The following is a 17,700-nucleotide window of genomic DNA, read 5'->3' on the forward strand; positions in this document are numbered from 1 at the left end:
CACCTTCGTTGTCGGGGATGTGGCCCTCACCGTAGGGAGGCGGCGTTCAGGATCCGCATAGTCCGCTATATCCGCGGGCCACGCCGCCTACGGGCCTCCTGCGCGAGCCGGTCGGCCTCGGCTCTGCCCTGCTCGTCACTGAGGCGGTCAAACTCTCCCATAGCACGCGTAAGCGCCTCAACCGCTCCGTCAATGTCGTCGAGGTCCAGCGCGGCCCGGGCGAGCGCCATCAGGGCCTGCGCGGCGCCCCGCCGGTCCCCGTAGGCGACGAACGTCTCCAGCGCTTCCCTCGCGGAGCCGGCCGCGGCCCCTGGCGTGCCTTCCGCCCTGGCGATCTCGGCCAGTACGAGCAGCGCCCCCGCCTCGGGCAGCCGGTCGCCCAGGCGGCGGTTGATCCGCAGCCGCCGTTCCACGCACCCGCGGGCCTCGGCGAGCCTGCCCCCGCCCAGGTGCAGCCTGCCCAGGTCCAGCAGCGCCTCCGCCTCGCCACGCGGGTCGCCGAGGTCCTGGTACGCGCTCAGGCTGTCGTTGAGCCGGCCCTCGTCCCGGCGCAACGCGCCCAGCGCCCGTAAGGCATCGGCCCGCCCGCGCCGGTCGCCCGCCTCCTCGAAGACCCGCAGGGCCCGTACGAACGCCTGCTCGGCCTCCGCCGGACGGGCCTGGACCAGCCCGAGCCGGAGCGTGACCCTGGCCAGCTCCAGCCCTTCCACCAGCGGCTGGGCCGCCCGCAGCGCCGCGGCCGCCGACTCCGTGCGCCCTTCGGCCCGGTGCAGGTCGGCCAGGCCGCGCAGCAGGAGCGCCTCGCCGTGCCGGTGGCCCGCCGCCCTGGCCGCGTCCAGCCCGGTCGCCGTGGTGGCGTGCCAGTCGTCGTGGTGCGCGCCCAGCTCGAACAGCGGGGTGAGGTAGAAGGCCAGCCGCCAGGCGGCCTCGTGCAGGCCCACCCGGGAGAAGTCCCCGACGGTCGCCACCAGGAAGCGGCGCTCGGCGCTCAGCCAGCGCGCCTCGTGCCGCAGCCATCCGGTCTCCAGCCGCTCTGCGCCGGGCAGGTGGACCTCGGTGCGGCCGGTGCCGGGCTCGGCGGGCAGGAGGGAGGCTCTGGCCTGCCGGGTCCGTTCGAGGATCGCGCCGGCGATGACAGCCAGCACGCGTTCCGGGCCGCCTTCCTCCCCGGCGAGGCGTTCGGCGGCGTAGAGCCTGGTCAGGTCGTGCCAGCCGTAGCGCTCCTGACCTGCCTCGTCCAGGCCGCGCGACTGCAGCAGCCCGGCCTCCGCCAGCGGCTCCAGGTCCGTGCCGAACACCCACGACGCGAAGTCGGGCGCCGACAGCGCGCCGAGCCCGCGCAGCAGCCGCCGTTCCGGGTCGGCCAGGCCCCGGTAGCCGAGCGCGAGGCTGCCCCGCACGGCGAGGTCGCCCGCGCTGAGCTCGTCGAGCCTGCGCCGCTCGTCCCCCAGGCGGCCCGCCAGGTGGTCGAGCGTCCAACCCGGCTTCCTGGCCAGCCGGGAGCCGGCGATGCGCAGGGCCAGGGGCAGGTGGCCGCAGAGCCGTACGATGCGCAGGGCGGCCTCGGGCTCGGCCCGCACCCGTTCGTGCCCGGCCACCTCGCCGAGCATCGCCACCGCCTCGTCCCCGTCGAGCACCCCCATCTCGTACGCCCGCGCCGCCTCCAGCCCGGCCAGCGGCGACCGGCTCGTCACCAGGGTGAGGCTGCCGGGCCCGGTCGGCAGCAACGGGCGCACCTGGGCCTCGTCGGCGGCGTCGTCCAGCACGACGAGCAGCCGCTTGCGGGCCGTCATGCTCCGGTAGAGCCGCACCCGCTCGTCCGGCGCCGGCGGGACCGCGCCGTCCGGGCAGCCCAGCGAACGCAGCAGGTCCTCCAGCACGGCGCCGGGCGGGCGGGCGCCCAGCGAGGCGTAGAGCCGGCCGTCCGGGCGTTCGAGGCCGGTGGCGGCGTGCACCGCGACGGCCGACTTCCCGCAACCGGGCGGGCCGTGCAGGACGAGGTGCACGGGGGCCGACGCGTGCTCGCGAGCCGTCCGGACGATCCAATCGAGTACGGGCGATCGGCCGACAAAATCGGAAATGTCGGGTGGCAGCTCGTCGACCGGGCCGCGGTCGCCACCGGCCGGCGCCGCGGGGCGGTCCTCGCCGGCCAGGACCCGCCGGTGAGCGTCGGCCAGCTCGGCGCCCGGCTCCAGGCCCAGCTCGTCCACCAGCGTCCGGCGCGCGTCCTGGTAGGCCCCGAGCGCCTCCGACCTGCGTCCCGCCTGGTGGAGGGCTTCGATGAGACGCACCCAGGCACGTTCGCGCAGCGGATGCGCCCCGACCAGCGCCCGCAGCTCCCCGATCACCTCCGCGCCCCGGCCCAGCCGCAGGTCCAGCTCCACCCGCTCCTCCAGCGCGGTCAGGCGCAGCTCCTCCAGCGGTACGGCGTGCGTCCGGCGCAACAGGGACGACTCGACGTCGGCCAGCGCCTGCCCCCGCCACAGTCCCAAGGCCGCCCTGAAGCCGTCGGCCGCCTCCGCCACCCGGCCCGCCGCCCGGGCCTGCCGCGCCCCGCCGACCAGCCGCTCGAACCGGTGGCAGTCGACGTCGTCCCGCTCGACGTCGATCAGGTAGCCGCCCGGCACCGTACGGATGCCGTCCACGAGCTTGCGCAGCGCGCTGACGTACACCCGGAGCACCGACCCCGCCGAGGCCGGCGGCCGGTCGTCCCACACCACGGACATCAGCCGCTCGACCGGCACCGTCTCACGGGCCGACAGCAGCAGCGCGGCCAGCAACGTGCGGTGCTTGGCCGGTCCCGGCACCTGACCGGACTCGATCCGCAACGGACCGAGCACGCCGAAGCGCACGCTCACGCACCTCTCAGCATCACGTGCCCGCCGGCCTGAGCGCGAAGGAGTCGAAGCGGACGCGTGCGGACCCGGTGGCGCCGGAGGCGGCGTGGACGCCGGACTCGCCGGGGCCGTAGGGCGCGTCGGAGTCGGTCGCCTGCGCGACCAGGCGTTCGTTCAGCCACATGCGCAGCGTCACCTTGCCCCCGCTCTCGCCGCACTCCGCAACGACGCGGTTGACGGTCGCGCCCTGCGCGTCCGCCGGGCCGTACAGGGTCGTGCCCCGGGTGCCCGTGCGGCGCTTGACGATCGTGACCTTGCCCGAGCCGCTCACCCCGAACTCGTAACGATCGCCGGAGCGCGCCGAGCCGTGGCACCACACACCGTACTCCCCGCTCCCCTCCTCAAGGGTGGCCTTCGCGCTGACGACCACGTCGCCCTCCGGCTCCTGCCTGGGGGCCGACTTCCACAGCCGCCAGCCCGGCTTGACGGTCAGCTCGTAGCCGGAGCCCGCCTGCCGCGCGCTCCCGCCCTCCGACGCGCCGATCGCCCAGGAGTCGCCGAAGTCGGCCTCGTACGGCCAGCTCTCCTGCGACAGCGCTGGGACGGTCACGGCGGCGGCGACGACGGCGAGCACGAGCCCGGCGGCCCCCGCGACCCACGGCCACCGCCTCCGCTTCGTCCCAGACACAGACGCAGACACAGGCGCAGACACAGGCGGAGCGGGCGGCATCGCGGGCGGGGGCGGCATACCGGACGCGGGTCGCAGGTCGGGTCCGGGCCGCACGTCGGGTCCGGGCCGCACGTCGGCTGTCGTGGTGCCCGTCCAGGTGCGCTCGACCCTTTCGGTGGCCGTGGCCAGGCGGGTGCCGCCGACCAGGTCCGCCAGCAACCGCTGGGCCGTCGGCCGCAGGCGCGGGTCCTTGGCCAGCGCCCGCTCCACGACCTGCCTGATCCCCTCGTCGAGCCCGTCCAGCCTGGGCCCCTCCTGCGTGATCCGGTACAGCACCTCCGCGGGCGCCCCGCCCCCGAACGGCAGCCGCCCCGTCCCCGCGAACGCGATCACCCCGCCCCACGCGAACACGTCGGCCGCGGGCGTCAGCGGCTCCCCGCGCACCTGCTCGGGCGCCATGAACGCGGGCGTCCCGAGTATCGCCTGGCTGACCAGGCTGTCGTGCTCCACGAGCTGGGCGATGCCGAAGTCGATCACCCGGGGCCCGAGCGGCGAGAGGAGCACGTTCGACGGCTTGAGGTCGCGGTGGATCACCCCGGCCCCGTGGATGGCGCTCAGCGCGGTGGCGATGCCCACCGCGAGCGCCTCCAGGTTCCCGCCGGACAGCGGCCCCTGCTCGTTCACGGCCTGCGCCAGGTCGGGCCCCTTGACGTATTCGGTGACGAGGTAGGCGATATCGCCGTCGATCCCCGCGTCCAGCACGGGCGCGGTGCAGAACCTGGCCACCCGGCGGGCCGCCGCGACCTCCCGCTCGAAGCGCCGCCTGAACGCCGGATCGCGGGCCAGCGCCGGATGGATGACCTTGAGCGCCGCCAGGCCGCCGGTGGGTGTCGAGGCGAGATGCACCTCGCCCATGCCGCCGCGCCCGAGCAGGCGCCGCAGCGTGTACCCGCCAATGACCTCGTTCATCGCAGACAGACTAGCCAGCTCCCGACATTTCCCTGGATCGGGTCACCCGGCCGCCTGGGTCAGCCGGTAACGCGACGGCGGGATCCCGTACCGGTCGACGAACGCCTGCCGCAGCGTCTCCGCCGTCCCGAAGCCGCACCGCACGGCCACGGACGCCATCGGCAGCGACGTGGACGCCAGCAGGTGCGCGGCGGCCTCGGTGCGGGCCTGCCGGACATATCGCCCGGGCGTCAGCTGCAGGTGCTGGAGGAAGAGCCGGGTGAGGTGCCGCTCGCTCACCCCCGCCTCGTTCGCCAGCGCGGCCGTGGTGAGGTCCTCGCGCAGGTGCGCGGCGATGTACTCGATGGTCCGCCTGACCAGGTTGTTCGCGGGGACGGGCGCGCTGACGAACATGCTCATCTGCGCCTGGTCGCCGGGCCGCTGCAGGTAGGTGACCAGGTTGCGGGCCACCGTGCGGGCCAGCTCGGGGCCGTTGTCCTCCGCCACGAAGGCGAGCGTGAGGTCGAGGGCGGCGGTGACGCCGGCGGACGTGGCGACGTTGCCGTCGCGGATGAAGATCGGGTCGGCGTCCACGGCCACCGCGGGATGCCGGGCTGCCAGGTCGTGCGCCAGCTGCCAGTGCGTGGTGGCGCGCCGCCCGTCGAGCAGCCCCGCGGCGGCGAGCACGTACGCGCCCGTGCAGACGGAGGCGACGCGGCGGCTCTCGCGGGCCAGCCTGCGGACGTGGCCGACGATCAGCGGGCTGGCGGCGGCGTCGTCGTGGCCGACCCCGCCGGACACCACCAGCGTGTCGAGCGGCCCGTGGATCCGCTCCAGCGCCAGCTGGGCCTGGACGGTCAGCCCGGTGCCGCAGGTGACGGGGTGCCCGCCCGGCGTGGCCACGCGTACCTCGTAGCAGGGCGCCGCGCCGTGCCAGTTGGCCTCCTCCAGCGTCGAGGTGACGCAGGCGACGTCGAGTAACCCCACCGCCTCGTACGCCACGACGACGACCCGTCGTACCTCCATGGCCATGACTGTAGGGCCGAAGGACAGAGAGCCCAAGTTTCCGGACCTCCCCGGCCCACCTCCCTTGGCACGCGGTGGCCCTCCGGCAACAGTCGTGGCATGACAACGACAAACACCGGCACCGGCCGCCGCTGGGGCAGGTTCGCCCTTCACTACGTCGAGATGATCGTCGCCATGTTCGTCGGCATGTTCGTCGGCATGCTGGCCCTCGGCATGCTGCAGTCCGCCGTGGGGATCGGCTTCTCCCACGAGCAGCAGCCCGAGCTCGCGTACCTGGTCATGGCGGTCGACATGTCGATCGGCATGGCCACGTGGATGCGGATCCGCGGGCACGGCTGGGCCTCGACGCTGGAGATGTGCGCCGCGATGTTCGTCCCGGTGGTGCCGCTGTTCCCCTTGCTCTGGCTGGGCGCCATCGACGCCGGGACGATGATGACGGCGGCGCACGTGGCGATGCTCCCGCTCATGCTGGCGGCGATGCTGCGCCGGCTCGACGAGTACGCCGGCTGCGCTCACTGAGCGCCTTGCGGTAGCCGTCCAGGACGTCCTGCCGCAGCAGGTGCCCGAACCCGGCCCGCTCCAGCCGCAGCCCCAGCTCGGCGGCGCTCACCCGCAGGCTCTCCGCGGCGGCGGGCAGGCTCCAGTCGTGCTCGGCCAGCGTGCTCAGCAGGTGGCCACGCCTGACCTGCGCCTCCGACAGCCTGAACGTCTTCAGGTAGGCCGTCCGCCCGTCCGCGTCGTTGATCATCTCGCCGATGTGGTTCTCGCTCTTCCGCTCGAACGCGGGCAGGAACCGGCTCAGCGTGAACCCGCCCATCCGGTAGACCTCCTCCACCCGCGCGGGGGCGCGGAGGAGGCCCGCTGCCATCACCGAGTCGTGGAAGCCGGCCCAGTCCCGCTCGGCGCGTACGGCCTCGGCCCGCAGGTCGGCCAGCGAGGCGACCGCGCTCTCGTCGATCATCGCGGGAAAGTCCCTGGCGGGGTAGAACAGGGCATAGTCGTGGATCAGCTCGCCGTACATGTCGCGGACCAGCGTCGGGTGCAGTGCCCGGTAGTCCTCCGGGTGCGGCACCACGAAAGCGCTGGCCAGCGTGTCACCGGCGTACAGCAGCAGCCCGCACTGCCCGGGGTAGATCTCGAAGATCTTGAGCGCGTCCTCCAGCCCGCGCACCTCCGCCCCGGCGTAGGCCTCCTCGGAGCGGGGGGACAGCCCGTGGACGAGCGCCTGCCGCGACCACTCCTCCCACGCGACCACGGGGCCGCCGAAGTGCAGCGCGAGGTATCCCTCCACGGCCAGGTGCAGCGGCAGGAACCGGAGCCGGTTCTTGTCCACCCGCCGGGCCATCCTGCGCCTGGTCCTGATGCACATGTGGCGCAGCGGCTGCCCGAGCTGCGTGCCGTAGGCCGCCGCCGGGGTCCCGTCGCCGGTCCACGACGCGACGAAGGCGTGCGGGATGTACGCCGTGTAGAGGGTCTTGTCCGGCAGGTGGACCATGGACAGCTCGTCGCCGTACACCTTGGCGTGCAGCCGCAGGTCCTCGACGGGCTCGCGGCGCACGAGCGGCACCAGCCGCAGCCCTCCCCAGGTCTGCGCGGGCCGCGTGTCCAGCCCCGTGAGATCCATCATCGCCGTGCCGCCCGATCTTCCAGGTACGTCCTCAGCTCCCCGAGCCCGGTGCGCCCCTCCGCGAACCGGGCCAGCTCCACCAGCGCGGGCAGGTCCTCGGCGTCGCGGATGCCGGCCGTCGGCACCATGGGCGACAGCCGCCGCACGTCGAACCGGTCGGCGTCGTAGACCGGGTTGACGTGCACGATGCCCACCTCGCCTCCGGGATCGAGCTTGCGCCGCCACACGCGCAGCACCTCGCCCGCCAGCCCCGGCGGCGCGTTGTCCCAGCCGTCGGAGACGATGACGAGCAGGCCGGGCCGGTGTTCGAGCGCGTCGAGGATCCGCTGCCCCAGCGGCGTCGGCCCGTACGGCCGCACCTGGAGCGGGTCGGTCCGGCGCGACAGCCACAGGCCGCGGTAGTCGCCGGCCAGGGCCTCCAGCAGGTAGTGGCAGGCCAGCGCGACCGCCAGCGGCCGGCGGCGCTTCACCGGCGAGCCGAACGAGGAGAAGCTGTCGTCCAGCACCGCCGCGACGCTCCCCCACGTGCCCGCCCGCGCACCGGCCACACGGGCCGCCGCCGCCCGCAGCGCGCCCACCAGCTCGGCGCGACGGCTCGCGCGCACGTCGGCACGCAGCGACAGAATGTACGAGGCCAGCCTGACCAGCGGCATCGCGGCCAGATCCGCCTCGGTGTCCACCTTGTCCCGGCTCGCGGACTCCGTCAGCCGCAGGCGCTCCAGCCTGGTCAGCCGGGGCGCGATGCGCTCCAGGAAGATCTCCCTGCCGATGCCGTGGCGGGCGGCGAAACCCTCGGCGACCGTGTACGGGAGGTCGTACAGGGCGCTCTTGTCGAAGTGCGCGCGGCGCCACGCCTCCAGGACGGGCGTCTCGTAGCGGGCCCGGCTGAACGGCGCGAACAGGAAGTCGCCCAGCTCGCCCGGCAGTCGCAGGTGGGCGTGGCGCACCGCCGACTTCACCTGCGCGCGGTACTTGACCGCGTCGAAGGCCAGGTCGGGGCGGCCGGTGAGCCAGTCGCGGACGACGGCCCTGGTGCGCCGGTTGTTGACGCCGTCGCGGCGCAGGCGCCGGAAGAGCCGGTAGACCCTCGGCGGGCTCATCCGTTCCAGCCGCCAGGCGATCAGCCGGCCGTCGCCCGCGCGCCCGCTCAGCAGGTTGGCGATGATCAGGGCGGCGTTGTGGTCGTTGATGTCGAGCGCCAGCGCGGCGGCGTACAGGTCGGGATAGTTGCCCTGGACGTAGCGGTGCAGGAAGTCGAGGGAGAGCCGCTGCTCGCCGGCCGTGCCGTGGAACTCGCGCTGGCCGGTGGAGGTGATGGCCGCGTTCGCGAAGATCAGGACGTCCTCGCACTCGATCAGGTCGGCGTAGGTCTCCATGGGCTCCCCCGGGGGTCGGCGGACTGGCCGGGGAATGGGGGCACGAGCTGCGAAGCATCGCTGTACAGGCGGGTTCCGGAAGTCGTACCTGAGTCCCGCGGCCAGTCTGGTCCGGACCTTACCGGGCCTTTCGCACCGATGCGACGGTATTTACCGGGCCTCGGTGCCCGCCGAGCGGGCCTTGATCTCGCCGAGCGTGGTGTGGTTCTCCCGGATGACGGAGATCAGCACGTACGAGACCAGCATCAGCCCGAGACAGAGCGCGTCGGCGGCCCACCAGGGGATCTCGGCGAGCAGCAGATAGCCGTCGCCGTCGCTCAGCGACCTGATCACCGCCGTGACCACGGCCACCACCAGGGTGACCAGCAGCCAGCTTCGCAGGCGCGGCAGATTCCCCTTGTTCCACAGCCGGATCCGCCAGCCCATGAAGACGGCGAGCACGCCGAGCAGGGCGCAGAACCCGATCAGCCACCAGGGCAGCGCGAAGGCGGTCTGGTCGGCGATCTGCCGCTGCGTGGTACGCAGCTCCGTCTCGGCCTTCCGCTTGGCCTCCACGGCCGCGTCGAGCTGCTTCTTCAGCTGGGCGACGCTCCTCTCCTGGCGCGGGGGAGTCGCGGGGGTGTCCGTCGGGAGCATCCGCGCCACGACGGTCAGCATGATCGCGACGAACGACAGCGCCAGGACGATGGCCATGAACAGGTCGATGAAGCGCAGATCGAGCGGCGGGGCGAACGATCGGGCGGGCCGCCGCCTCACGGCTCCCTCACCAGCGTGTACTTCTGCGGGCGGCTCTCGGCCGCGCTCAGCCGCTCCACCGCCGTACGCAGCGCGTCCAGGCCCTTGACGAGCTCCTCGGTCCGGCCCCTGGACTGGGCCAGCTCCTGGGTGAGCCCGTGCATGGCGGGGGCCGCCTGCTTGGCGGGCAGCCGCGCGATGTAGATCAGGAACACCTCGTCGGCGGCCACCACGTTGGCCCGCTCGCCCCGCTCGACCAGGGCCATCGCGCTGAACGACAGCACGCTCAGGAACAGCGCGATCAGCGTGACGCCGAACGCGGAGGCCAGCTCGGGCAGCACGTGCTGCTTGAGCGCGGCGATCAGCACCCCTGGGTCGCCCTCGCGGTCCAGGGCGTTCGAGAACGAGTTGACCATCGCGCCCATCGTCAGCGCGGTGCCGATGAACCCGAAGACCGGCAGCGCCCAGATGAGCGCGTGGTCGAGATGGTGCTTGTTGGCCATCTCGCTCTCGTCCAGCGCGGACCGCGCGCTCAGCACCGCCTCGCAGTCGTTCCCTGCCTCGGCCGCCTCCCTGAACAGCTTGAGCCGCCGCGCCACCAGCGTGTCGTCGGTCGGCTTCACCGCCTGGACGTTCGACACGGCCCGAGCCGTCGCGGCGTTCTCACGCCGGATGTCCGGAACGGCCCTGACGATCCTGAGCACCGCGGTCAGGAACACCGCGATGATCAGCGTGACCACAAGCTCCGCTGCCACGGGGGCCGTGGTCGCGCCCACGGACACCAGCAGAGCCTCCACCATTCCGGCCGCCATCAGCAGCGCGGAGAACACCACACCCACCACAGGCGCGAACACCGAGTGACGCCAGCCGTACCTTGACACCCTTTACCCTCACTCCGGCACGCAAAATGTCAGAGACCCACCTAAGCACATGTAAAACACGCGTTGGTTACGGTCTGCGGTGTCAGCGGTACCAAATGTTGTCAGCGACGGTGAGCGCCGGCGCTCCGCGGGCGCCTTCTCACAACCAGAACCACCGGACCTCCGACGTGCGCCGCCGCTCGTCCAGCCACGCCTGGAACGCCGCGTCCCGCGCCGCCTCCAGCACCTCGGGAGCCTCGGGATCGGGCGGGACGACCTCGTGGACGACCCCCGCCAGATGGCCGCCGTCGTACGGAACGGGCCCGGCCGAGGCCTGTTCGGGCAGCGCCCGCAGGGGCTCGGGCAGCTCCGGGGTGAGCGCGACGGCGGCCTGCAACCGCATCCCGCGCCGTCCGGATGCCGGGCTCCCGGGCAGCGCGGCCATCGCCCGCGCGTGGAAACCCGGCACCGGCCCGTCCAGCAGGGCGCCCAGCTCATCGGCGTCCGGCCCGATCACCCACACCGCATGCCGCACCGTGAACTCCTCCGGGTGCTCGGCCAGACGGCGACGGGCCGGCTCACCGGCGAAGCGCTCGCGGACGCGGGCGATCAGGCCCTGCGTTCTGACGTGGCTCCAGAAGGCGTCCTCCGACATGCCCGTCTCGGCCAGCCACCGCAGGGTCTGCGCACGACCGGTGAGCCCGCGCCGTCGCCGGAACTCGTCGGCGGCCCGCCGCGCCTCCTCCGGAGTCACCGGCCGCATGTCGTTCTCCAGCTCGCTGAGCAGGATCCGGTGGTCCACCAGCCGCTCGTGCAGCTGCCGGTCCCGGGCGCCGAGCGCGCGGATCGTGGACAGCGCGGCCGCCACCGGCAGCCCCTTGCCGTCGACGCTGAGGACGCACGACGCCGCCCAATGGGTGGAGTGGTCCACCAGCCAGGGAATGCCGTCGTCCACCTCGGCCGACAGCGCGACGGTGCCTCCCTCGGGGTGCTCCAGGAGCAGGTCGTAGCCCGCCCTGGTGGTGCCCGGCGGCTCGTCGACCGCGAGCTGGACACGCAGGTGCGGCCGCTTCGCGCCCCAGTCCCCGACGCGCCGCCGGGCGTCGCCCACCTCCTCCTGGGAGGTCGGGAGGTCGCGCAGCAGCACGACCGCGTCGAAGAGATCCATGGCGAACGAATCAGCGGACATCGGCGGCTTCCTCGATGCGGGGACGGGCGGTGGCGGTGGCGTCGGCGAGCCAGTCGGCGATGGCGTCGCTGATGGGCAGGCCGGTGAGCATCTCGACGAAGGCCCATTGGCCGTTGACGTTGAGCTCCAGGAAGACGTACCGGCCGTCCGGGGTCACGATGAAGTCCAGGGCGGCGAAGCTCAGGCCGAGCCCCGCGACCAGGCGTACGCAGCCGTCGGCGACGTTCCGCGGCAGGTCGTAGGCGGAATAGCGGGTCTTGGGATCCTCGAGGTGCCGCCAGTCGACCTCGGTCATCCGTGACGCCTGGGAGTCGATGCTCGCGGCGAACACCCGCTCGCCGACGACCGTCACCCGCAGCTCGTAGGCTTTGGGCACGTTGGGCTGCAGCATCGCGGGCCCGTACCGCAGGCGGTGCCGCCCGGCGAGCCGCCGCCTCGGCACCACCGTCGTGAAGAGGTGACGGTCCTCGCCGTCCACGAAGAACGGCCGGTAGTCGAGCGTCTTGGTGATGACCCGGCCGCCGGCCCGGTTCCACAGCTGCGCCAGCGCCTCCGGATCGTTCGTCACGACGGTGTCGGCCACGGTGAACCCCAGCTCGGTGGCCCGGTACAGGTGCAGGAGCTTGTTGTCCACCGCTACGACGTGCGGCGGCGGTGCCGGCATCCACCGCGCCCCTGCCATCAGGCCGTACGCGCCCGCGAGCGCGATCCTGGCCACGTGCTCGGCGAACGCCCGCTGCGACGGCTCTCGCACGGCGGGTGCGGCCACCTTGCCGGGGCGGCGGTCCCAGACCGCGGTGACCTTCGACAGGTCGTACGTCTCGCCCTGAAACGTCAGCGTCTGCCGCCACCGGCCGTCGAGAAAGGCGGTGGTGAGGGTGGAGGATCCGGGGTACTCGGCCTCGTCCCACCACAGCAGCGGCACGCCGCGCTCCTCCAGCTTCGGGCGCACGGTGTGCACCGAGTCGTCGCGCGGGCTGCTGATGATCAATAACACGGTCGGATGCTCCTTCAGCCGTTCACGCGGCGGGGAGCCGGCACCCGGTGATTGCCGGCTCCCCGCCGCAACCATCAGCGATTCACGCAGTCGGCGCTCGGGTTGCCCCACGTGGAGCTGCAGGTGTAGCCCGAGCCGGGCTTCATGTCCGCCATGGGCATGCCCGCGACGACCTCGAGCTCCTCACCGACGAGTTCGGAGACCCCGGCGGGCAGATCCTCGATCTTGAGCAGGTTGCTCATCAAACATCCCATCTGGTTACAGAAGGCCGCGATCTACGGCCCGGTGCAGGAGCTTGGCGCCCGCACCTTGGGAATGGCCTGGGACCACTTGTACCGGCAGCCCCGGCACCCGCGACGCCCGTCTCCAAGCGGCATCAAGCGTCCTACCAAAAGCCCCTTGAGCCTCTTTGGGCCCTGCGCGCCCCTGAACCCCCTGCTCACACCTCGGGTCCAGGGGCCTGTGGCGCCCTTGCCGCCTTGAGAACCTTGAGGCCCCTGAGGACGTTGGGGCCCCTGAACGCAAAAAACCGCCCCTGCCTGCCGAGGTCTCGGCAGATCAGAGGCGGTCTGATGGTGTGGAGGTGGCGGGAATCGAACCCGCGTCCTTCAACCCCAAGTCAGGGCTTCTCCGGGCGCAGCCTGCTGTGCTTTTCTCGGCCCCGGCGATCACGCAGGCGAGTCGCCGACGGGCCCAGCCACTGTTTGATTTCCCGCTCTCCCCCGTGGCCGGGTCGAGCGGTTGAGCCTTCTAACGATGCCAGACACCGGGCCGAAGGCACTCCCGGGCTGACAGTGGTTTCGCTACTTAGGCAGCGAGGCCCAGGGAATCCTGGGCAGCCACAGTGCGCTTAGAATTGGCACTTGTTGTTTGCGGTCACAGGATTAACGAGGTTATGTCCGCAGTCCTCGGCCCGCTTCACCTGGCTTGCAAAGTCGAAGTCGAAGCCAGTCACCCCCTGTGCAGTTGTCAACACACCTCCGAAGAGGTGAGCAACAAGAATCTACAGGGAACAACGCCCCCAACGCCAACTTGATTCCCCATGACGAAACCCCCGGGAGCGCGGCTCAGCGGCTCGCGCTCCCGGGGGCCGACCGGCAGGGTCGAGCCGGTCCGGACGGCAGGACTTCCCCCGAGATGAAGTCCTGATCTCATCACGGCGACTGGATCCGCAACCCCCCGAGCGGGTCCAGTCACTCAGTAAGACGCAGCCGGACCCTCGAATGGTTGCTCAGAGTGACGACAATTTCACGAAGAGTTCCGAAGGGCCGAGAAGAAGCTGCCCGCGACCGCTCCGGCGTCGTGGTTACGCGCCAGTACGGCGACCGCCACGTCCCCCTGCCAGCCCACGAACCACTTCAGCTGGTTGCCAGCCGTGGCCGTCACGCCGTAGACCCTGCCCTTGCCCGCCTGGGCGGGCGTGCCGGTCGCCCCGGCCGCCATCATCCGCTTCAGCGTCGCGAGGACCTTGGGGTCGACGGGTACGGGGGCGGGCTGCGGAGCCTGCGCGGCCTCCACCGTCGGGTCGGGTGACCTGGGGTCGGTGACCAGCACCGGCGGGCGCCAGGTGCCCGAGGCGACCGCGGCGGCCACCAGCGCCATGCCGAGCGGGCTGACCTCGACGTTCTGGCCCGCGATGGCCTTGGCCTTGTCGGCGTCGCCGGCCAGCTGCGGCAGCGCGCCGCTGAACGACTTGAGCGGCAGCCGCCACGGCTGGCCCACGCCGAACGCCTTGGCGCTCCCGGACAGGTCGTCGGCCGTGACGCGGCGGGCCAGCGAGGCCAGCGCGGTGACGCAGCCCTTGGCGAAGTTTTCCTGGAAGGTGGCCGAGGGCGTGACCCCGGTGGACTCCGCAGCCTGCACGAACTTGGCGCCGCCGACCGTGCGCTCGTCCGGGCAGGCCAGCCGTAGCTTCGGGCTGACGTCCTTCTTGAGCAGCGCGTTCGCGGCCACGATCGAGAACGCCGTGCCCGCGGGGAAGCGGCCGGCCAGCGCGCCCATCTCCTGGTTCAGGTCCTTCTGCCGGGTCAGCTCGCCCTGGGACCCGACCGCGAGGATCTGACCGGTGTCGCGCTGCACCGCCACCAGCAGGCTGGCCTCCGTGTCGCCCAGCGCCTGCTCGGCCGCCGCCTGGACGGACCGGTCGATGGTGGTCTTCACCGAGACGTTCTCCCGGCCCCGCCACTCCTTCAGCAGGGCGACCTGCTTGCCGGTCTTCAGGTCGAGCGTGATCACCTTGGTCTGCGTCGAACCGGTCAGGTAGTCCTGGTAGGCCTGCTGGAGGCCGCTCCTGCCGACCGAGTCACCGGCCCGCTCGGGCCCGCCGAGCTTCTGCTCGGTCTCGGGGGTGAGCGCGCTGACGCTGCCGACGATCTGCTGCGGCGGCTCGGGGTTGACCGGCTGATCCTGCTGCACGGTCTCGATCCCGTCGATGGCGTCGAGCTTCGACTGCATCGTCTGGTAGCGCGAGCGGCCGAACGTGACCAGCGGCACGAACTTGTCGGGCGGCGACGACCTGATGCGGCTCAGCAGGCGGTCCTGCGCGTAGTCGGTGATCTTGGACAGCTTGGCGGCGACCTCTTCCGCCTTGTCGCCGAGCTTGGCCGGGTAGACACCCGCGCTGTAGAACACGGTGTTGCCCTGCAGCGGCTCGCCCGTGCGGTCGACGATCGGCTTGCGCGGCCTCGGGTCGGTGTCGACGGCGAACCGCTGCCCCTCCTTGAGCTGTGGATGCAGCACCGAAGGCGACCAGCGCACCTTCCAGGTGCCGTCCACGAGGTGGAGCGGGAGCAGCCCGTCGTACTCCCAGAGGGGGTTGTTCTCCCCCAGGTCGACCTCGGCGCGGAAGTCGGCCTTCGCCTCCTCGCCCGTCATGCTGAGGCTCTTGATCTTGAAGCGGAAGGAGGCCGCGTCGAGCTCCAGCTTGGCGTCGGACAGCGTCTTGCGCACGATGGCCTGATCGCCGTCGGTGCGGCCGGCGGCGAGCTCGTAGTCGCCCGACTGCCAGCCCACGAGGAAGTCCCGCACCGCGTCGTGCGGTGAGGGCTCCTCGAAGCAGCCGGTCAGGGTCGTGCTCGCGACCGCCAGGGTGGCGGCCGCGGAGAGGATGCGGCGAGCGCGTGTCATGGGGTGCGGTGCCGCCGTCTCATCGGTTGCGGTGCCGCAGGGCCCGGGCCATCTCCCGCTTCGCCTGCTGCTCCGCCAGCGACTGCCGCTTGTCCCAGTCTTTCTTGCCCCGGGCGAGCGCGATCTCGACCTTGGCCCTGCCGTCCTTGAAGTAGAGCGTCAGCGGCACGATCGTGAGCCCGCCCTCCTTCGTCTTGGCGGCGAGCTTGTCGATCTCCTTGCGGTGCAGCAGCAGCTTGCGCTTGCGGCGGGCGGCGTGGTTGGTCCACGTCCCCTGGGAGTATTCGGGGATGTGGACGTTGAGCAGCCACGCTTCGTCGCCGTCGATGCTGGCGTAGCCGTCGACGAGCGAGGCGCGGCCCTCACGCAGCGACTTCACCTCGGTGCCCTGGAGCACGAGCCCCGCCTCGAACGTGTCCTCGAGGAGGTAGTCGTGCCTGGCACGCTTGTTCTGGGCGATGACCTTACGCCCGGTCTCACGTGGCATGCTTCGACTTTACCGGCGATCCCTAGACCCTCAGGTAGCGGCGGAGCGTCACGAACGATGCCAGCACACAGATGACCACACCGATGACCATGGTGATGGTGATGGTCTGGGCCACATCGTTCCAGCCCAGCTGCGCGGTGGCGTCGCCCAGGTAGCGCCCGAGCTCCTCGAAGAGGAAGACCTTCGTGACGATCAGGATGACCGCCGCGAACACCCCGCCGATCAGGCCGGCGATGACGCCTTCCATGACGAACGGGAGCTGGATGTAGAGATTGGACGCGCCGACCAGGCGCATGATGCCCGTTTCTCTACGCCGGTTGAACGCCGAGAGCCGTACCGTGTTGCCGATCAGCAGCGCCGCCGCCAGCACCAGGATGATGGCCACCGCGAGCGCGTAGAACGCGAGCTTGTCGAGCATCTCGAAGAACGGACCGACCAACTGGGCCTGGTCCAGCACCTGCGACACGCCCGGCTGCCCCTGAAGGGCCTGCACGACGGCCTTGTAGTTGTTGGGGTCTGCCACCTTGATACGGAACGACTGCGGCATGTCCTCGACCTTGGCGGTGCTCACCAGGGCCTTGTTGGTCGCGTACAGCTTCTGGAAGTTCTGGTACGCCGCCGACTGGTCCTCGAAGAACACCTCCTTGACCCCGGGGGTGCCCTTGATCAGGGTGTTGAGGGCCTCCTTCTGGGCGTTGGAGACCTCCTTGCCCTTGCAGGACTCCATGGCCGAGCCCTTGGTGCACAAGAAGACCGAGACCTCGACCTTGTCGTCCCAGTAGCCCTTCATCATGCCGACCTGGGCGTTGATCATCAAGCCGACGCCCAGCATCGCCATGCCGACCGCCACGGTGATCACCACCGCGATCGTCATGGTCAGGTTGCGACGGAGGCCGATCCAGACCTCGGAGAAGATGAAATTCGCCCGCATGTTCTGTCTGCAGCTCCCTGTCAGTACGCCTGGCCGTACACGCCACGCGACTGGTCACGGACGATCTTGCCGTCCTCCAGCTCCACCACGCGCTTACGCATGGAGTCGACGATGGCCGCGTCGTGCGTGGCCATGACGACCGTGGTGCCAGTCCTGTTGATGCGGTCGAGCACCTTCATGATGCCGATGCTCGTCGCGGGGTCGATGTTGCCCGTGGGCTCGTCGGCCAGCAGGATCATCGGCCGGTTGACGAACGCGCGGGCCATGGCGACGCGCTGCTGCTCGCCGCCGGACAGCTCGTCGGGCATACGGTGGGCCTTGCCTTCCAGGCCGACCAGCTCGATGACCTCGGGCACCACCTTGCGGATGAACCGCCGGGGCTTTCCGATGACCTCGAGGGCGAACGCCACGTTTTCGTAGACGTTCTTGTTCGGGAGCAGCCTGAAGTCCTGGAACACGCAGCCGATGCGGCGGCGCAGGTGCGGCACCTTGAAGTTGGAGAGGCGGGCCAGGTCCTTGCCGGCGACATGGATCGCACCGGAGTTGGGCCGCTCCTCCTTGAGGACCAGACGCAGGAACGTGGACTTGCCTGATCCCGAGGGACCGACGAGGAACACGAACTCGCCCTTGTCCACGTCTACGGACACGTGGTCGAGGGCGGGCCGGTTCTGGTTCGCGTAGACCTTGGTGACATTATCGAAATGGATCACGAGAGCATCACGGCATGCCAGTCTAGGGGTCAGGACGGAAGCGAGGGTGGCACATGCCCACTTCCCGCCACCGGCCGATCGGGTTACGCGGTCTTTACTGTTGATCGACGTTCCGATTGGCCAGACGACAGTCTAGGGGGAAGACTGGCATGGAAAGTCCATAACGGAAACAAAACGATTG

Annotated in this window: 15 protein-coding genes and 1 other RNA gene; 1 reads left to right on the forward strand and 15 read right to left on the reverse strand. The window is 71.3% G+C overall.

Annotated features, from left to right (window positions below; translation table 11 throughout):
* Positions 1-65: 65 nt before the first annotated feature.
* From ACWEPL_RS07650 to ACWEPL_RS07660, 3 genes are read right to left on the reverse strand one after another with little or no spacing between them, the layout of a single operon-like run.
* The gene (locus ACWEPL_RS07650; RefSeq protein WP_452435516.1) at positions 66-2,858 is read right to left on the reverse strand and encodes a BTAD domain-containing putative transcriptional regulator; all 2,793 of its coding nucleotides are present in this window, start codon (positions 2,856-2,858) and stop codon (positions 66-68) included.
* Between the two features lie 13 nt (positions 2,859-2,871).
* Positions 2,872-4,476 (reverse strand): protein kinase domain-containing protein, encoded by a 1,605-nt coding sequence (locus tag ACWEPL_RS07655; protein WP_452435517.1) that lies wholly within the window; start codon positions 4,474-4,476, stop codon positions 2,872-2,874.
* Positions 4,477-4,518: 42 nt separating this feature from the next.
* Positions 4,519-5,481 (reverse strand): GlxA family transcriptional regulator, encoded by a 963-nt coding sequence (locus tag ACWEPL_RS07660; protein ID WP_363962532.1) that lies wholly within the window; start codon positions 5,479-5,481, stop codon positions 4,519-4,521.
* 99 nt (positions 5,482-5,580) lie between these two features.
* Between ACWEPL_RS07660 and ACWEPL_RS07665 the strand changes: the two genes are divergently transcribed.
* Positions 5,581-6,000, forward strand: a complete 420-nt coding sequence (locus ACWEPL_RS07665) for a hypothetical protein (protein WP_452435518.1) — start codon at positions 5,581-5,583, stop codon at positions 5,998-6,000.
* Here ACWEPL_RS07665 and ACWEPL_RS07670 read toward each other — a convergent pair.
* The 12 genes from ACWEPL_RS07670 to ftsE form a co-directional block, all read right to left on the reverse strand.
* The gene (locus tag ACWEPL_RS07670) at positions 5,945-7,108 is read right to left on the reverse strand and encodes an ARPP-2 domain-containing protein (protein ID WP_452435519.1); all 1,164 of its coding nucleotides are present in this window, start codon (positions 7,106-7,108) and stop codon (positions 5,945-5,947) included. The two genes, ACWEPL_RS07665 and ACWEPL_RS07670, sit on opposite strands and share 56 nt — an antisense overlap.
* The gene (locus ACWEPL_RS07675; protein WP_363962529.1) at positions 7,105-8,484 is read right to left on the reverse strand and encodes a hypothetical protein; all 1,380 of its coding nucleotides are present in this window, start codon (positions 8,482-8,484) and stop codon (positions 7,105-7,107) included. Before ACWEPL_RS07675 ends, ACWEPL_RS07670 begins: the two co-directional genes overlap by 4 nt.
* 150 nt (positions 8,485-8,634) lie before the next feature.
* Positions 8,635-9,240 carry a hypothetical protein gene (locus ACWEPL_RS07680; protein WP_363962528.1) on the reverse strand — a complete coding sequence of 202 codons (606 nt, stop codon included), beginning with the start codon at positions 9,238-9,240 and terminating at the stop codon, positions 8,635-8,637.
* Positions 9,237-10,073, reverse strand: a complete 837-nt coding sequence (locus ACWEPL_RS07685; protein WP_363962527.1) for a hypothetical protein — start codon at positions 10,071-10,073, stop codon at positions 9,237-9,239. The genes ACWEPL_RS07680 and ACWEPL_RS07685 overlap by 4 nt, the downstream gene beginning before the upstream one ends.
* A gap of 166 nt (positions 10,074-10,239) precedes the next feature.
* A complete protein-coding gene (locus tag ACWEPL_RS07690) occupies positions 10,240-11,268 on the reverse strand; it encodes a TIGR04500 family putative peptide maturation system protein (RefSeq protein ID WP_452435520.1) in 1,029 nt (342 codons plus the stop codon).
* The gene (locus ACWEPL_RS07695) at positions 11,258-12,265 is read right to left on the reverse strand and encodes an MvdC/MvdD family ATP grasp protein (protein ID WP_452435521.1); all 1,008 of its coding nucleotides are present in this window, start codon (positions 12,263-12,265) and stop codon (positions 11,258-11,260) included. Before ACWEPL_RS07695 ends, ACWEPL_RS07690 begins: the two co-directional genes overlap by 11 nt.
* A gap of 74 nt (positions 12,266-12,339) precedes the next feature.
* Positions 12,340-12,507 (reverse strand): hypothetical protein, encoded by a 168-nt coding sequence (locus tag ACWEPL_RS07700; RefSeq protein WP_355190865.1) that lies wholly within the window; start codon positions 12,505-12,507, stop codon positions 12,340-12,342.
* A 333-nt stretch (positions 12,508-12,840) separates the two neighbouring features.
* Positions 12,841-13,224, reverse strand: a transfer-messenger RNA (tmRNA) gene (gene ssrA / locus ACWEPL_RS07705).
* Between the two features lie 289 nt (positions 13,225-13,513).
* On the reverse strand, positions 13,514-15,391 hold the full coding sequence (locus tag ACWEPL_RS07710) for a penicillin-binding transpeptidase domain-containing protein (protein ID WP_363962524.1): 1,878 nt from the start codon (positions 15,389-15,391) through the stop codon (positions 13,514-13,516).
* A 19-nt stretch (positions 15,392-15,410) separates the two neighbouring features.
* A complete protein-coding gene (gene smpB, locus ACWEPL_RS07715; protein WP_350728456.1) occupies positions 15,411-15,878 on the reverse strand; it encodes an SsrA-binding protein SmpB in 468 nt (155 codons plus the stop codon).
* Positions 15,879-15,900: 22 nt separating this feature from the next.
* The gene (gene ftsX, locus ACWEPL_RS07720; RefSeq protein ID WP_355190861.1) at positions 15,901-16,809 is read right to left on the reverse strand and encodes a permease-like cell division protein FtsX; all 909 of its coding nucleotides are present in this window, start codon (positions 16,807-16,809) and stop codon (positions 15,901-15,903) included.
* Between the two features lie 20 nt (positions 16,810-16,829).
* Positions 16,830-17,519, reverse strand: coding sequence for a cell division ATP-binding protein FtsE (ftsE, locus tag ACWEPL_RS07725; RefSeq protein WP_020541427.1), 690 nt, complete (start codon positions 17,517-17,519; stop codon positions 16,830-16,832).
* Positions 17,520-17,700 lie beyond the last annotated feature (181 nt).

It is taken from the genome of Nonomuraea sp. NPDC004186 (assembly GCF_053603495.1).

Coding starts and splice junctions, on each gene's coding strand:
- ACWEPL_RS07690 (WP_452435520.1), bottom strand. CDS start 11,268: ATGTCCGCTGATTCGTTCGCCATGGATCTCTTCGACGCGGTCGTGCTG.
- ACWEPL_RS07670 (WP_452435519.1), bottom strand. CDS start 7,108: ATGATGGATCTCACGGGGCTGGACACGCGGCCCGCGCAGACCTGGGGA.
- ACWEPL_RS07665 (WP_452435518.1), top strand. CDS start 5,581: ATGACAACGACAAACACCGGCACCGGCCGCCGCTGGGGCAGGTTCGCC.
- smpB (WP_350728456.1), bottom strand. CDS start 15,878: ATGCCACGTGAGACCGGGCGTAAGGTCATCGCCCAGAACAAGCGTGCC.
- ACWEPL_RS07660 (WP_363962532.1), bottom strand. CDS start 5,481: ATGGAGGTACGACGGGTCGTCGTCGTGGCGTACGAGGCGGTGGGGTTA.
- ACWEPL_RS07710 (WP_363962524.1), bottom strand. CDS start 15,391: ATGACACGCGCTCGCCGCATCCTCTCCGCGGCCGCCACCCTGGCGGTC.
- ACWEPL_RS07700 (WP_355190865.1), bottom strand. CDS start 12,507: ATGAGCAACCTGCTCAAGATCGAGGATCTGCCCGCCGGGGTCTCCGAA.
- ACWEPL_RS07655 (WP_452435517.1), bottom strand. CDS start 4,476: ATGAACGAGGTCATTGGCGGGTACACGCTGCGGCGCCTGCTCGGGCGC.
- ACWEPL_RS07675 (WP_363962529.1), bottom strand. CDS start 8,484: ATGGAGACCTACGCCGACCTGATCGAGTGCGAGGACGTCCTGATCTTC.
- ftsX (WP_355190861.1), bottom strand. CDS start 16,809: ATGCGGGCGAATTTCATCTTCTCCGAGGTCTGGATCGGCCTCCGTCGC.